We start from the raw sequence: 14,418 nt of genomic DNA, 5'->3' as shown, positions 1-14,418 counted from the left end.
AGTCTAGGCGGGACATTCACGGCGAAGGCAGCAAAGTAATGGACGGGCAGGCGGTCACCATCACGGTGCATGACCGGCTTGACCAGATCGGTCAGGCGGCGTGGGATGGCTGCGCCTGTCCGGAGGCCGAGGATGGCGGGCGGCCGCGCGATCCGTTCACGACCTACCGGTTTCTTAAGGCGCTGGAGGACAGCGGATCGGTCGGGCCCGGCACCGGGTGGCATCCGCAATACATGGCCGCCGAGATGGACGGGCAGGTGATCGCCTGCGCGCCGCTTTATGCCAAGACCCACAGCCAGGGCGAGTACATCTTCGATTTCAACTGGGCCCATGCCTATGAGCGCGCGGGCGGGCGGTATTATCCGAAGCTGCAGGTGGCGGTGCCGTTCACGCCGGTGACGGGGCGGCGGTTGCTGACCCGGCCGGGTTACGAGGAGGCGGGGCAGGCGGCGCTGGTGCAGGGAGCCGTGCAGCTGGCGGACCGGAACAGCATCTCGTCGCTGCATATCACCTTCTGCACCGGGGAAGAATCGGAGGCGGGGGAGGCGATGGGGCTGATGCCGCGGGCCTCGCAACAGTTCCTCTGGCGTAACCGGGGGTATGAGGATTTCGACGGGTTCCTGGCGTCGATGTCGTCGCGCAAGCGCAAGAACATCCGCAAGGAGCGGCGGGAGGCCAATGGTTTCGGCGGCGAGGTCAGGATGCTGACGGGCGGGGATATCGAGCCGGAGCATTGGGACGCGGTCTGGACCTTCTATCAGGATACCGGCGCGCGGAAATGGGGGGTGCCGTACCTGACGCGGGAGTTCTTCGAAATCGCCCACGAGGTTCTGCGCGACGATATCCTGCTGGTCCTGGCCGAGCGCGAGGGGCGGCCGGTGGCAGGTGCGCTGAACATGATCGGGCGCGACGCGCTGTTCGGGCGGTACTGGGGCTGTACCGAGCATCATCCCTGCCTGCATTTCGAGCTGTGCTATTACCGGGCCATCGATTTCGCCATCGAACAGAGGCTCGACCGGGTCGAGGCGGGGGCGCAGGGGGAGCACAAGCTGGCCCGCGGATACCTGCCGGCAGAGACATATTCCCTGCACTGGATGCGCGATGCGGGTTTCGCCGAGGCGATTGCGCATTATCTAGAGGCGGAGAGGAACGCGGTCAGCGAGGATATTGAGATCCTCACCAGTTACGGCCCGTTCCGCAAGGACAACAGAGAGGAACGCCAGTGACCGAAAAACTCAGCGATACCGCCCGCAAGACCACGCTGGAGCCGCTGCTCGAGGCCGGCTGGGAGATGGATGGCGAACGCGACGCGATCAACAAGACCTACGAGTTCGGCAATTTCGTCGAGGCGTTCGGCTTCATGACGAAATGCGCCATGTGGGCGGAGAAGTGGAACCACCACCCGGAATGGTCGAACGTCTACAAGACGGTGAAGGTGACGCTGACCACGCATGATGTCGACGGGCTGAGCTCGCTCGACGTCAAGCTGGCCCGGAAGATGGACGGGCTGGCGGAGTGACGGTGGGGGCGCCCCGGGCTTGACCCGGGGCTTCTGGTGATCTTGGTGAGCGGATGAGAGGCCCCGGGTCAAGCCCGGGGCGTGTTTTATCTGCGATCAGATCTTCTGGTCGTATTCGCCGACGGAGGGCTCGGTGCGGATGACCGTGTCGAGCTCTTCGAAGATGGCGCGCATTTCGGCGTCGCTTTCGGCGCTTTCGCAGACCACCACGAGGTTGGGCGTGTTGGAGCTGGCGCGGACCAGCCCCCAGCTTCCGTTGTCGAGAATCACGCGGGCGCCGTTGACGGTGACCACTTCCTTGACCTCGCGGCCGGCGAATGTCTCGCCATCCTCGGCCCTGGTGACCAGTTTCTCGACGATGCGGTCGAGCACCTCGTATTTCTCGGTGTCGGAACAGTAGGGCGACATGGTGGGGGTCGACCATGTCTGCGGCAGGGCGCGGCGGAGGTCGGACATTGACATGTCGGGGTTGCGGTCCATCAGCTTGCAGATTTCCACCGCCACGCGCATCCCGCAATCATAGCCGCGGCCCACGGGTTCGGCGAGGAAGTAGTGGCCGGATTTCTCGAAACCGGCCAGCGCGCCGATTTCCTTCACGCGCCGCTTCATGTGGGAATGGCCGGTCTTCCAGTAATCGGCGGTGACGCCGTTCTTCTGTAGCTCGGGATCGGCGGCGAAGAGGCCGGTGGATTTCACGTCGGCCACGAAGATGGAATTCGGGTGTAGCTTCGACAGGTCGCGGGCCATGATGACGCCGACCTTGTCGGCGAAGATCTCCTCGCCCTCGTCATCGACCACGCCGCAGCGGTCGCCGTCGCCGTCGAAGCCCAACGCGAAATCGGCGCCGGAGGCGCGCACGGCGTCGGCCATGTCGTGCAGCATTTCCATGGCTTCGGGGTTGGGGTTGTAGTTGGGGAAGGTGTAGTCGAGCTCGGTATGGAGCGGCACGACTTCGACGCCGAGGCGTTCGAAGAGCTCGGGCGCGATGGCCGAGGCGGTGCCGTTGCCGGTGGCGCAGACCACCTTCAGTTTCCGGGACATGCGGAAATCGCCGATCAAATCGTCGAGATAGGCCTCGCGCACGCCGTCGACGAATTCGTAGCTGCCGCCGTCGCGCTTCTCGCCCTCGCCGTTCAGGACGATGTCGCGCAGTTCGCCCATTTCGTCAGGCCCGTGGGTCAGGGGGCGGTCGAAGCCCATCTTCACGCCGGTCCAGCCGTTGGGGTTGTGGCTGGCCGTGACCATGGCGACGGCCGGCACGTCGAGGTGGAACTGCGAGAAATAGGCCATGGGCGAGAGGGCCGGGCCGATATCCTTGACCTGGATGCCGGCCTGCATGAGGCCGACGATCAGGGCGTTCTTGATCGACAGCGAATAGTCGCGGTAGTCGTTGCCGACGGCGATGACCGGGGCGATGCCGCGCTTGTGCATCTGGGTGCCGAGGCCGAGGCCGAGGGCGGTCATGCCCGGCAGGTTGATCTCGTCGGGGTATTTCCAGCGCGCGTCGTATTCGCGGAAGCCCGTGGGCTTGATCATCGGGTCGCGCAGGAAGGACCACGTATTGGGGGTGACGTCGGGCAGCGGTTTGGTCACGGGGACTCCTTCTGGAAGTCAGAGGCCGAGGGGGTTTTCCTTGGCCAGCCTGTCGAATTTCATGAGCGTCGAAATCAGCGCGGGCATCTGCGCGAGGTGGATCATGTTGGGCCCGTCGGAGGGGGCGCTGTCGGGGTCTTCGTGGGTTTCTATGAACACGGCGGCGACGCCGATTGCAACCGCGGCCCTTGCCATGACCGGCGCAAATTCGCGCTGTCCGCCAGAGGAGCCGCCGAGGCCGCCGGGCTGTTGCACGGAATGGGTGGCGTCCATCACCACCGGGTAGCCGGTTTTCGCCATCTGCGGCAGCGCGCGCATGTCGGCGACAAGCGCGTTGTAGCCGAAGGTGGTGCCGCGCTCGGTCAGCATCAGGCGGGTGTTGCCGGTGCTTTCCAGCTTGGAGATGACGCCGGCCATGTCCCACGGGGCAAGGAACTGGCCCTTCTTGACGTTGATCGCCGCGCGGGTTTCGCCGGCCGCGAGCAGCAGGTCGGTCTGGCGGCAGAGGAAGGCGGGGATTTGCAGGACATCGACGACCCCCGCCACGGTGGCGCATTGGTCGGGGAGGTGGACATCGGTCAGTACCGGCACGCCGAGCGTGTCCTTGACCGATTGCATGACCTTGAGCCCCTCGTCCATGCCAAGGCCGCGCTTGCCGGACATGGAAGAGCGGTTGGCCTTGTCGAAGGAGCCCTTGAAGATGAACTGGGCCCCGGCAGCCTTGCAGGCCTCGGCCATGGTGCCGGCGATCATCTGGGCGTGGTCGGTGCTTTCAAGCGCACAGGGGCCGGCGATGACCGTCAGGGGGCGGTCATTGCCGATCGTGAGGTCGGAAACTTCAACATGCGTCATGGGTTAGGACGATACCTGCTCTCTCAGAATGGACGCGGTGAGCGACACCATGAGGTAGATACCGGCAAAAATCAGGAACGCAACGATCGTGTTCTCGAAAGCCCTCGGATAGGAGGGATCTTGCGAAGCGACGGGCGTGACGCTGACCGTGAGGTAGCGGACCTGCTTGTTCGCCTCGATCTCGGAGGCGCGTTTCGCCTCGAGCGCGGATTGCAGGACGAGGTCGGCAGTGGCGAGGTCGGCCTGCGCCATCTGGATCTCGGCGGCCTGCGAGGCGAGCGAGGTGGAGCTTTCGGTGGCATCGGTCAGGCGGGCGTTCTGCTTGGCAAGCTCGCGCTCCAGCACCTCGATCTGGCTGCGCAACGCCTCGACCTTGGCGGCGTTGGGGCGGGAGTTGTTGAGCTGGGTGTTCAGCGCCAGCTGCTTTTCCTGAAGCTGCAGCTCGACGTTCTGGATCAGCGCGCGGATATTGGCGACCTCGCCCTCGGGGTCGAGGATCGAGCCTTCCTGAAGGGTGACGAGCCGTTCCTGCGCGGCGCGGCGCTCGGCCTTGGCATCCTCGAGGCTGGCGACGGCGGTCTTGACCGCGTCCTGCCGTTTTTCCTGGCTGAGGTGGTCGACGCGTTCCTCGGCATATTCGATGAGCTTCTGCGAGAATTGCTGGCTGACCTCGGGGTCGGCGGTGGAGAGCTCCATCCGGATCACGCCCTCGGTCGGGTCATAGCCGAGCTTGACGTATTTCTTGTAGATGCCGTAGGCGGCCTCGTTCGTGGCGCCGGGGTCGAGCCGCTGGATCGGGTCGATCCAGGACTGGCTGAAATGGTCGCGGAAGCCCACGTCCTGATCGAGGCGCAGCATGGCGTCCTTGGACTGCAGGTAGGACTGCGTGGCGATGGAATCCTGCCCGGTGGCGAAGGCGGTGCCGCTGAAGAGGCCCGAGGCGGGCGAGGAGCCGGCGGAGCCGTCGGCGGTGAGGATCAGGAATTCCGACTTGGTGGAGTACATCGGCGTGGCGATGTTGAAATAGTAGTAGCCGACGATGAAGGTCGGCAGGAAGACGAAGGCCAGCAGCCGCGACATGAGCAGCGCCAGCTTGCGGCGGCGGCGGCGGCCGATGTCGCGCTGGATCTGCATGATCTCGGAGGCGCGGCGTTCGGCCGGGGTGACCTCGGTAGAGGGAAGGTGGAACTGTTGCGCGGGCACCGTCTGGGGGAGCTGGATGCGCTCGCCGCCGCTCTCGGCGGGCTGGTGGCCGTTGGTGGTGACCAGCTCGAGGATGTTGGAGCGCTGGAACGGGTCGATGCCCTTGGCGCGGAGAAGGCGGACGGCGTCGAAATCGGAGGTGGGCGCGAGGCCGTGTTTCTGGGCCATGCGGCGGGCCATGCGAAGCTGGCGGCCGGTGAGGCCTTCGCTGCGGATGGCGTCGATATCCTGCGAGGCGCTCATCTCGGACGCGCTGGAGACCATGCCGGACCTGGAGGCGGTTTCCGACGCCTCGTGGTAGTCGGAGGTGTCGGGGGTTTCGGTGCGCGGGGTGACGGGCGGCTCGTAATGCGCGCGCTCGTCGTCCTGCGCCCCGTCCGAAGGGGTGCGGGCGGTGTCCGACACCGGCCCGGCCTGTGTGGCCGGGGTGCGGCGGATGCGGAATTTCCTAGCCTTGGGTTTCGTAGTCATAAAGCTGTCTTGCCTCTTCCAAGGTGTCGAACATGTGAAGCTTGCCGTTCTTCAGGACGGCGGCGGAGCGCGCGAATTTCTCGAGAGTCTGCGGCTGGTGCGAGACGATCACCACGGTGGTGGTCGCCAGCCGCTCTTTCAGGATCTCGCCGGCCTTGCGGTTGAACTCGACATCGGTCGAGCTCGGCATGCCTTCGTCGATCAGGTACATATCGAAGTCAAGCGCCAGCATCAGCGAAAAGGTGAAGCGGGCGCGCATTCCCGAGGAGTAGGTGCCCAGGGGCTGGTCGAAATACTCGCCGAGGCCGCAGAGCCAGCGGCAGAACGCCTCGACATAATCGGGGTCGAGCCCGTAGAGGCGGGCGATGTAGCGGGAGTTCTCCATCGCCGAGACCTTGGTGATGACGCCGCCCATGAAGCCCAGCGGAAAGCTGATGCGGCAGCCGCGGCGGATCTCGCCCTCGTCGGGTTTCTCCAAACCGGCCATCATCTTGATCAGGGTGGTCTTGCCGGTGCCGTTGGGCGCGAGGATGCCGAGGCTGCGGCCAAGCTCGACGCGGAACGACACCCGGTCAAGAATGACCTTGCGCTGGCTTCCCGTCCAGAAAGACTTGCTCACGTTCTCGAATTCGAGCATCCAAAGCTCCGGTGCTGCTCTGACGGCCCTGTTCTTGGCAGGGCTGCGTTAAGGCCTGATAAGGCAACCTCGTGTTTCAGTATGTCCGAATTCGGGTGAATGTTTCAATAAATCGTGGCCATTTTGGGTCATTATGCGTCAAAAATGACCGGTGTGCACCGGGTTTTGTTTCCGCTGCGGAAAGATTGTGGCCCGGTGCGGGGGATCAGGCGACGGCCTGCCAGGCGATGCCCGCGAGGATCGCGCCGGTGATGGCGAGGCCCAGATAGGCGGCGAAGACGCGGGGTTTGACCAGCGCCCAGACGGCGATGGCGGCGGGGATGCAGCTGACGCCGCCGGCGATGACGAAGCTCATGGCGGCGCCGTCGCTCATGCCCTGGGCCAGCAGCGCGTCGACCAGCGGCACGGCGGCATAGCCGTTGAGGTAGGCAGGGGCACCGACGAGCGCGCCGAGGATGATGGCGCCCAGCCCGTCGCCGCCGAGGAGGCGGGCGATCATGTCGGCGGGGACGTATTCGAGCATCAGGGCTTCGATGACATAGGCCAGCGCCAGCCATTTCACCAGGAAGACGGCGTTTTCGAGGGCGTTTTCGCGGAAGGTGTCGCGGCGGTCGGCCTCCTGCCAGAAGCGCCAGACGGATTTGCCCTGGAAGGGTTTCCTGACGCCGCAGCAGCCGCCGATCTGCGGTTTTTCCCGCAGCGGGTCGGCGAAGACGGCCGAGCGGGCGGCGGCCATGGTGACGAACCCGCCGAAGAGGCCGAGGCCGACGGCGGCGAGCGTCTTGGCGATGGCGAAATCCCAGCCGAGCGTGCCGGAGGTGATGAGGAACATCGCCGGGTCCATGATCGGCGAGGCGAGCCAGAAGGCCATGACCGCGCCGAGCGGCGCCCCGAGGGCGAGCATGGCGGCGATGAAGGGGATGACCTCGCAGGAGCAGAAGGGGGAGAGGCCGCCGAGGAGGGCGGCCAGGACGATCATGCGGGTCTGGCGGCCTTCGAAAGCGCGGGCCAGCAGCGTCTCGGCGCCGGTGGCCTTCATGTAGGCGACGGCGAGGACGGCGAAGGCGATGAAGGGCGCGGTGTGCCAGAGCGCGGTGGCAGTGAAGCTGACGGTGGGGCGGAATTGCACGGGGTCGAAATAGGCCGTCAGCGCGAGGATGATGACGAGGGCGAGCCAGGCCTTGTCGGTGCGCTGCCACCAGAGGCGGGCGGCGGGGAGGGAGATGTCAGTCATGGGCGTGGTCCGCGGGGTTGGGGCTATCGGCGCAGCATTCGCGCAGGAGGAAATCGGCAAGCGCGCGCAGCTCGTCATAGGCGACGGCGGCGCAGATGATGCTGCGGCCCTGCTTTTCCTGGGTGACGAGGCCGGACTGGGCGAGGATTTTCATGTGGTGGGTCAGGGTGGAGCCGGTGACGCCGGTGCGTTGGCCCAGCTCGCCGATCGTCAGCCCGTCGGTGCCGGCGCGGACGAGGGCGCGCAGGACGGCGAGGCGCTGTTCGCTGCCGAGCGCGGCAAAGGTGGAAGCGGCGAGGGCGAGGTCGTGATCGGAGACGGGTGACTGTTTCATGATTCTAGAAATATCGAAATAATGCCCCGCCGGCAAGAGTTATTTCGAGGATTGTCGAAATGTCTGCCCGTCACGCCCCTGCGGGCGGGCCTCGCTCAGGTCTCCGACGCGCGGGTGAGCGACAGGCGGGCGGTTTCGAGATGTTCCTTCATGATGTTCGCCGCGCGCTCGGGTTCGCGCGTGCGAATCGCGTTCATGATCTGGCGATGCTGGACGTTGTAGGTGCGGATGGTCTGGGCATCGAGCGTCAGGTGGCGCATCCGGGTCCAGTCATCCTCGCTCCGGACATTGCCGATCTGGTCGATGATCCAGATGAGCAGGCCGTTGCGCGTCGAATCGACCAGCGCGCGGTGGAACTCGGTATCGGCCTCGGAAAAGCCGACCGGATCCTCGGTGCAGGCCTCCATCCGGGTGCAGAGCTCTTCCATGCGGTCGAAATCGGTGTGCCGGCCGTGGAGGACGGCGAGGCGGCAGACATGGGGTTCGAGGGCGAATCGGGTGTCCATCAGTTCGAGCGGGGTGGCGTTCTCGATGGCGTCGGTGGTGGTCCGGTCGGGCTTGTGGGCCACATATGTACCGCTCCCGGCGCGAATCTCGACATAGCCCTCCTGTTCGAGACGGGTGAGCGCCTTGCGGATGGTGCCGCGGGCGGCGCCATAGGTCTCGGCCAGCACCCGTTCGGGCGGCAGGCGGTCGTGCAACTGAAGATTTCCCTTGGAAATCTCGCGCCTTACCAGCGCGGCGATATCGGCGGCGCCCAGTTTCTGCTCGGCCGGTGCGGTCATGGCTGCCCTCCCTCGACTAGTCCAAAATTATACCAAAATGATGAAATATCCAGCAGAAACGTACCTATTGGATCAAAAGTGGTTGACTTTTGGCCAACGCAACGGAAAGCTTGGATCACGCGGTAGACCTCCGCGCCGGACGTATCGCGGACGGCAACACCTTTGTTTGGGAGTGCTTCGTGTTGGCACATCTGGAACAAACGATCGGACGGGTCATGCACCCATGTTTACACGCGAAGCGTGCCGCAGGGAAGCTGCGCGCCTTTCGGATTGACCGGGACATGTACCGGACATGACAGGATTGGTTCACGCGACATAGGGCCAGAACGCCGCTGAACGGCATCAGACCAGAGGCGGCACACACATCAGGGAGCAAGCAAAGTGGCTGAAATGGATATTGAAAAGTTCGTCGAAGCACCGGGCCGCGACGAAAAGATCAAGGAAGTCCGGAAGAAGATCGACGAGCTGGGCATCGAATATCTCTACCTGCAGTTCGTCTCGGTCACCGGCAAGATCATGGGCAAGGGCATCCCGGCCGATCACTGGGAGCAGGTGGCCAAGAAGGGCTTCCAGCTGGTCTACGGCGCGACGATGAACCTGTTCCTGAACCGCGGCGGCGACTATCTCGGCTATGGCCCGGAAGCGGCGGAGCTGGTCGGTATCCCCGAGCCGGAAACCTTCATGCAGCTGCCCTGGGCGCCGGAGATCGGGCGGTTCTACTGCACGCTGTTCCGCAACCGCGAGGAAAAGAAGGATCCCGGCGGCTACCTGACCTCGGATTGCCGCGGCAACCTGCGCCGGCTGCATGACGAGTTCACCAAGAAGCACGGCACCAAGCTGCGGATCGGCACCGAGCCCGAGATGATGTGGCTGAAGTTCGACGAGAACGGCAAGCCGAAGGACGGCTATTCCAAGCCCTATTGCTATCACATCGACCAGTTCGAGAGCCTGCGGCCGGTGTCGCTCCAAGTGATCCGCTACGCGCGGAAGATGGGCCTCGACATGATCCAGGGCGACCACGAGGACGCGCCCGGGCAGCTCGAGCTGAACTGGATGTTCGACGACGTGCTGCGCAACGCGGACCGTCTGACCACCTATCGCCAGATCTGTGCCCAGGTGGCGCGCGAGAACGGGATTTTCGCCTGCTTCATGACCAAGCCGTTCATGGGCGTGTCGGCCAGCGGCTGTCACCACAACATGAGCCTGTGGCGCGGCGGCGAGGACGAGTTCGTCAAGTGCGGCAACAATCCCGACGACCTGCCGGGGATGGCCGAGAACTACATGTACGTGAAAGGCGGCGAGAACACCTTCATGCCCGACACGGATGACCCGCAGATGCCGGGCAAGGAAGGGCTGAAGGCGATCGGCGGCGTGGTGCATCACCTGCAGGCGCTGACGGCGATCGGCTGTTCGACGGTGAACTCGTATCGCCGGCTTTGGGATACGGGCTTCTGGGCGCCGGTCTTCTCTGACTGGGGCTTCCAGAACCGGACGACGGGCCTGCGCGTCTCGGCGCCGGGGCGGTTCGAGTACCGCTCGGTCGACTCGATGGTGAACCCCTACCTGATGGGCTCGACCCTGCTGGCGGCGATGGATGACGGGCTTGAGAACAATCTCGACCCCGGCAAGCCGGAGGAGCGCAACATCTACGAGGCGATGGAGCAGGGCAAGGAAGTGAAGAAGCTTCCGATGAGCCTTGGCGAGGCGCTCGACAAGCTGGCGGCGAGCGAGGTCGTCCAGCGCGGCCTGCCGGGCGAGATGTACCGCCTCTACGACGAGTACAAGCGGGACGAGTTCGCCCGCTTCATGTCGACCGTCACCGAGTGGGACAACGAAATGTACATGGAGTGTCTGCCCTGAGGCATTCCATTCTCAGGGCGGCAGGTGACCCTCTTGCCTGCCGCCTTTCTTGAACAGCAACGCGACAACCAGACAACCAAAGGAGGCGCATCCAGATGTGCGGAATTGCTGGATTGATCCACAAGGGCAAGAGCGCAAACGTCGGGTCGGAAATGACCGCGATGTTGCAGGCCCTGAAACATCGCGGCCCGGACAGCACCGGTTACGCGGTCTATGGCGAGCCCAAGGAAGGCGAGTTTATCATGCGCCTCAAGGTCGCCGAGGCCGAAGACCGGGCGCGCGGCCATAGCGTTCACAAGCTGATCGCCGACCGGATCGCTTCGGTCGACGAGATCCTGGCCGAACACAATGTCACCGTGAAGTCGAAGGACGCGGCGACCGAGTACGCCCTGCGCTACGTGCTGAGCGATATCGACGACACCGGCAAGCTGGCCGAGCGGATCGAGGAGACCGAGGGCGTCGAGATCCTGTCCTTCGGCAACGGGCTGGAGCTGATCAAGGACCTGGGCGATGCCACGGTCGTGTCGAACCAGTACGGCCTGAACGAGTTCAAGGGCACGCACGGCATCGGCCACACGCGGATGGCAACCGAGTCGGATGTCGACATCAAGTCGGCGCACCCCTACTGGGCCTTCCCCTATAACGATGTGAGCGTGGTGCATAACGGCCAGATCACCAACTACTGGATCATGCGCCGCCAGATGGAGCGCAAGGGCCACCGGTTCATGTCGAACTGCGACAGCGAGCTGCTGGCGGTCTACACCGCGCACAACCTGGCCAATGGTGTCTCGCTCGAGGACAGCCTGCGGCAGTCGATCGAGGAGATCGACGGGGTGTTCACCTATCTCGTGGCGACCAAGGACCAGCTTGGCATGGCCAAGGACACGATGGCGGCGAAACCGCTGGTTCTCTACGAATCCGACGACCTGATCGCCATGGCCTCGGAAGAGGTGGCGATCCGGGCGATCCTTCCGCAGGAAATCGATACGACAGACCCTTATGACGAGGAGGTTCGGGTATGGCAGGCGTAACGGGTGTCCCCGTCCCGGGCCTGACCCGGGACCTCGTAGGCCAGAGGCCCCGGATCAAGTCCGGGGCGGGCAGCACAACAGTCGTAAAGGGAGTGCAGACATGGCGGTAAGCGACGAAGACCTCAAGCAGATGACCCAGGAGGAGCGGGTGACCGCCCTGGGCATGCGCACCGAACAGCTGACGGGCAAGTCGCTGTATGTCGAGTTCGACCCCGATGCCGAGGAGCGGTTCACCTATCCCTGGGCGCCGGATGTCGATTTCAACAAGCGCACCGAGCTTGATACCGACAAGATGACCACCACCGAGGTGAACAGCCGCATCCGCGAGCTGATGCGCGAGGGCTATGGCACGATCGTGCTGCAGAACCCGCGCGGCAAGCACAGCCTTGGCGTGGGGATCCTGAGCAAGCTGAACCTGATCATCGAAGGCTCCACGGGGTATTTCGGTGTCGGCCTGATCGACGGGCCCAACGTGCGGATCACCGGCCGGGTCGGCTGGTCCTGCGCCGAGAACATGATGGCGGGCACCGTGGTGATCGAGAAGAACGCGGGCTCGACCTTCGGGGCGGCGATGCGGGGCGGTGACCTTGTCTGCAAGGGCTCGGTGGGCTCGCGCACGGGGATCGACCAGAAGGGCGGCACGATCATCGTTGGTGGCGACACCGGCGCGCTGTCGGGCTTCATGATGCAGCGCGGGCGGATGGTTGTCTGTGGCAATGCCGGCAAGAACCTCGGCGACTCGATGTATGACGGGACGATCTACGTGGGTGGCGAAATCCGCTCGCTGGGGGTCGATGCCGTTACCGCCGAGCTGACAGATCTCGACAGGAAATGGCTGAAGCGGAAGCTGACCCAGTACGGGCTGATGCCCGAGAAGGGGGTGGATCACTTCACCAAGGTCGTGGCCGGCAAGCAGCTGTGGAACTACGACAACCTCGAACCGACCGAGAAGAAATTGATCCTGTAACAAGGTGGGTTGGCACCCACCCTACGGCAGGGTCAAGGGCGCCAACCGCCGCACACGGATAAGGAGACACGACAATGGCTGACGGCGATCTGCCACAGAAAAAGCCCCTGGGCCGCGACAATTACCGGCTGGGCGACAGTTTCATCTTCCCGCCCAACGTGATGGACGACATCCACATCAAGTCGGAGCTTGGCCGCTACCGGATGCGGGGGTTCTCGCTGTTCAAGAAGATCCCGCACTGGGATGACCTGACCTTCCTTCCCGGCACGCTGACGCGGTTCGTGATCGAGGGCTATCGCGAGAAATGCGAGACCAAGACGGTGATCGGCCCGCGCGCCAAGAAGCCGCTGGAGCTGGATATTCCGGTCTACATCACCGGCATGTCCTTTGGCGCGCTCAGCTACGAGGCCAAGACCGCGCTGGCGCGGGGCGCCACGATGGCAGGCACGGCGACCTGTTCGGGCGAGGGCGGGATGATCCCCGACGAGCGGCGCTTCAGCTCGAAATGGTTCTACCAGTGCATCCAGTCGCGCTATGGCTTCAACCCGAACCACCTGGTGCTGGCCGATGGCTGCGAGTTCTTCATCGGGCAGGGCTGCAAGGTTGGCCTTGGCGGGCACCTGATGGGTCAGAAAGTGACCGACCAAGTGGCCGAGATGCGCTCGCTTCCCGCGGGCATCGACCAACGCTCGCCGGCGCGTCACCCCGACTGGCTGGGCCCGGACGACCTTGCGCTGAAGATCCAGGAGATCCGCGAAGCGACCGACTGGCAGATCCCGATCCAGCTCAAGCTGGGGGCGGCGCGGGTATATGACGATGTGCGCATGGCGGTGAAATGCGACCCGGATTCGATCTATATCGACGGGATGGAAGGCGGCACCGGCGCCGGCCCGCACCTTGCCACCGAGGATACCGGCGTGCCGGGCATGGCCGCCATCCGCCAGGCGCGGAAGGCGATCGACGACCTTGGCAAGCGGGGCGAGATCAGCCTTGTCTACGCGGGCGGTATCCGGAACGGGGCCGACGTGGCCAAGGCCATCGCGCTGGGCGCGGATGCCATCGCCATCGGCCACTCGGCGATGATGGCGCTGAACTGCAACAAGGACATCCCCGAGGCCAACTACCCGGAAGAGATCGGCGCGGAGCCCGGTTACTGCTACCACTGCCACACGGGCCGCTGCCCGGTCGGCGTGGCGACGCAGGATCCCAAGCTGCGCGAACGGCTCGACCCGGATGCGGCGGCGGAGCGGGTCTACAACTTCCTTCATACGCTGACCATCGAGGCGCAGCTCTTCGCCCGTGCCTGTGGCAAGACCTACATCCACTCGCTGGAGCCGGAGGATATTGCCGCGCTGACGATGGAAGCCTCGGCCATGGCCGGTGTGCCGCTTGCGGGCACCAACCATACCGTGGGCATCGCGGATTATCACCACTTCTAAGCGGGGTATCGCCCACCCCGCGGGTTGACCGTGGGGGTGGGCAGGCCCACCTTTCCGACAAGGAGACAGACAATGGCTGGAACACAGTACCGCGGCTCGGAGATCACCGATGTCGACCAGTTCCTGAAAGACGCCGACGGGCTCGGCTCGGAGCGTGAGAAGGAAATCGGCCAGCATATCGGCTATCGCTACGACGTGAACCTCGTGCCTGATTACGACCGGATCACGCCCTATCTTCAGAAATACATGGAGGTCATGGGCTGGGACGACCTGAACTGGCTGGAAGACGTGCACATGGGCTATGAGGAAGGCGCCCCTGCCGTGTTCGACCGGAACAACAATGGCTGGATCCGCGTGCCCGACACGCTCGAGCTGCCCGACAACCAGCAGGACCGTGACATGATCGCGCGGGAGCTTCTTCTGAAGTTCCAGATGTCCGACCGGCACCCGCTGGTGGCGCTGCGCAAGGCGTACATGAAGTTCTGAAGCCCTG

General features: G+C 64.4%; 14 protein-coding genes. 7 read left to right on the top strand and 7 right to left on the bottom strand.

Features of this window, described 5'->3' with window-relative positions:
- Positions 1-38 precede the first annotated feature (38 nt).
- Both ACO07J_RS00355 and ACO07J_RS00350 read left to right on the top strand, forming a co-directional pair.
- Positions 39-1,226, top strand: a complete 1,188-nt coding sequence (locus ACO07J_RS00355) for a GNAT family N-acetyltransferase (protein WP_422025219.1) — start codon at positions 39-41, stop codon at positions 1,224-1,226.
- Positions 1,223-1,519, top strand: coding sequence for a 4a-hydroxytetrahydrobiopterin dehydratase (locus ACO07J_RS00350; RefSeq protein ID WP_300896112.1), 297 nt, complete (start codon positions 1,223-1,225; stop codon positions 1,517-1,519). The genes ACO07J_RS00355 and ACO07J_RS00350 overlap by 4 nt, the downstream gene beginning before the upstream one ends.
- A gap of 96 nt (positions 1,520-1,615) precedes the next feature.
- Here the strand turns inward: ACO07J_RS00350 and ACO07J_RS00345 are convergent, their stop codons facing one another.
- From ACO07J_RS00345 to ACO07J_RS00315, 7 genes are all read right to left on the bottom strand, one after another.
- Positions 1,616-3,112 carry a phosphomannomutase/phosphoglucomutase gene (locus ACO07J_RS00345; protein ID WP_422025217.1) on the bottom strand — a complete coding sequence of 499 codons (1,497 nt, stop codon included), beginning with the start codon at positions 3,110-3,112 and terminating at the stop codon, positions 1,616-1,618.
- A gap of 18 nt (positions 3,113-3,130) precedes the next feature.
- Positions 3,131-3,964 (bottom strand): 3-deoxy-8-phosphooctulonate synthase, encoded by an 834-nt coding sequence (gene kdsA / locus ACO07J_RS00340; RefSeq protein ID WP_422025215.1) that lies wholly within the window; start codon positions 3,962-3,964, stop codon positions 3,131-3,133.
- A 3-nt stretch (positions 3,965-3,967) separates the two neighbouring features.
- Positions 3,968-5,638, bottom strand: a complete 1,671-nt coding sequence (locus tag ACO07J_RS00335; protein WP_422025213.1) for a capsule biosynthesis protein — start codon at positions 5,636-5,638, stop codon at positions 3,968-3,970.
- A complete protein-coding gene (locus ACO07J_RS00330; protein ID WP_300891239.1) occupies positions 5,616-6,275 on the bottom strand; it encodes an ABC transporter ATP-binding protein in 660 nt (219 codons plus the stop codon). Before ACO07J_RS00330 ends, ACO07J_RS00335 begins: the two co-directional genes overlap by 23 nt.
- A 205-nt stretch (positions 6,276-6,480) precedes the next feature.
- A complete protein-coding gene (locus ACO07J_RS00325) occupies positions 6,481-7,509 on the bottom strand; it encodes a permease (protein ID WP_422025211.1) in 1,029 nt (342 codons plus the stop codon).
- Positions 7,502-7,843, bottom strand: coding sequence for an ArsR/SmtB family transcription factor (locus ACO07J_RS00320; protein ID WP_422025209.1), 342 nt, complete (start codon positions 7,841-7,843; stop codon positions 7,502-7,504). The genes ACO07J_RS00325 and ACO07J_RS00320 overlap by 8 nt, the downstream gene beginning before the upstream one ends.
- A 95-nt stretch (positions 7,844-7,938) precedes the next feature.
- Complete coding sequence (locus ACO07J_RS00315) at positions 7,939-8,628, bottom strand: FadR/GntR family transcriptional regulator (protein ID WP_422025207.1); 690 nt, start codon at positions 8,626-8,628, stop codon at positions 7,939-7,941.
- A gap of 390 nt (positions 8,629-9,018) precedes the next feature.
- Here ACO07J_RS00315 and ACO07J_RS00310 point away from each other — a divergent pair, with 390 nt between their 5' ends.
- From ACO07J_RS00310 to ACO07J_RS00290, 5 genes are all read left to right on the top strand, one after another.
- Complete coding sequence (locus ACO07J_RS00310; RefSeq protein ID WP_422025205.1) at positions 9,019-10,488, top strand: glutamine synthetase family protein; 1,470 nt, start codon at positions 9,019-9,021, stop codon at positions 10,486-10,488.
- Positions 10,489-10,583: 95 nt separating this feature from the next.
- Complete coding sequence (locus ACO07J_RS00305) at positions 10,584-11,519, top strand: glutamine amidotransferase (RefSeq protein WP_422025203.1); 936 nt, start codon at positions 10,584-10,586, stop codon at positions 11,517-11,519.
- 100 nt (positions 11,520-11,619) lie between these two features.
- Positions 11,620-12,486: a GXGXG motif-containing protein gene (locus ACO07J_RS00300; protein WP_350128608.1), complete on the top strand. Its 867-nt coding sequence runs from the start codon at positions 11,620-11,622 to the stop codon at positions 12,484-12,486.
- A gap of 74 nt (positions 12,487-12,560) precedes the next feature.
- Positions 12,561-13,925 carry an FMN-binding glutamate synthase family protein gene (locus tag ACO07J_RS00295; RefSeq protein WP_300891226.1) on the top strand — a complete coding sequence of 455 codons (1,365 nt, stop codon included), beginning with the start codon at positions 12,561-12,563 and terminating at the stop codon, positions 13,923-13,925.
- A 72-nt stretch (positions 13,926-13,997) separates the two neighbouring features.
- Positions 13,998-14,411 carry a hypothetical protein gene (locus ACO07J_RS00290; protein WP_422025201.1) on the top strand — a complete coding sequence of 138 codons (414 nt, stop codon included), beginning with the start codon at positions 13,998-14,000 and terminating at the stop codon, positions 14,409-14,411.
- Positions 14,412-14,418: the final 7 nt, after the last annotated feature.

Source organism: Roseovarius sp. (assembly GCF_965228755.1).
Lineage (GTDB): Bacteria > Pseudomonadota > Alphaproteobacteria > Rhodobacterales > Rhodobacteraceae > Roseovarius.
The sequence above is the reverse complement of the archived record's forward strand: the minus strand, read 5'-3'. Positions and strand labels throughout refer to the sequence as shown.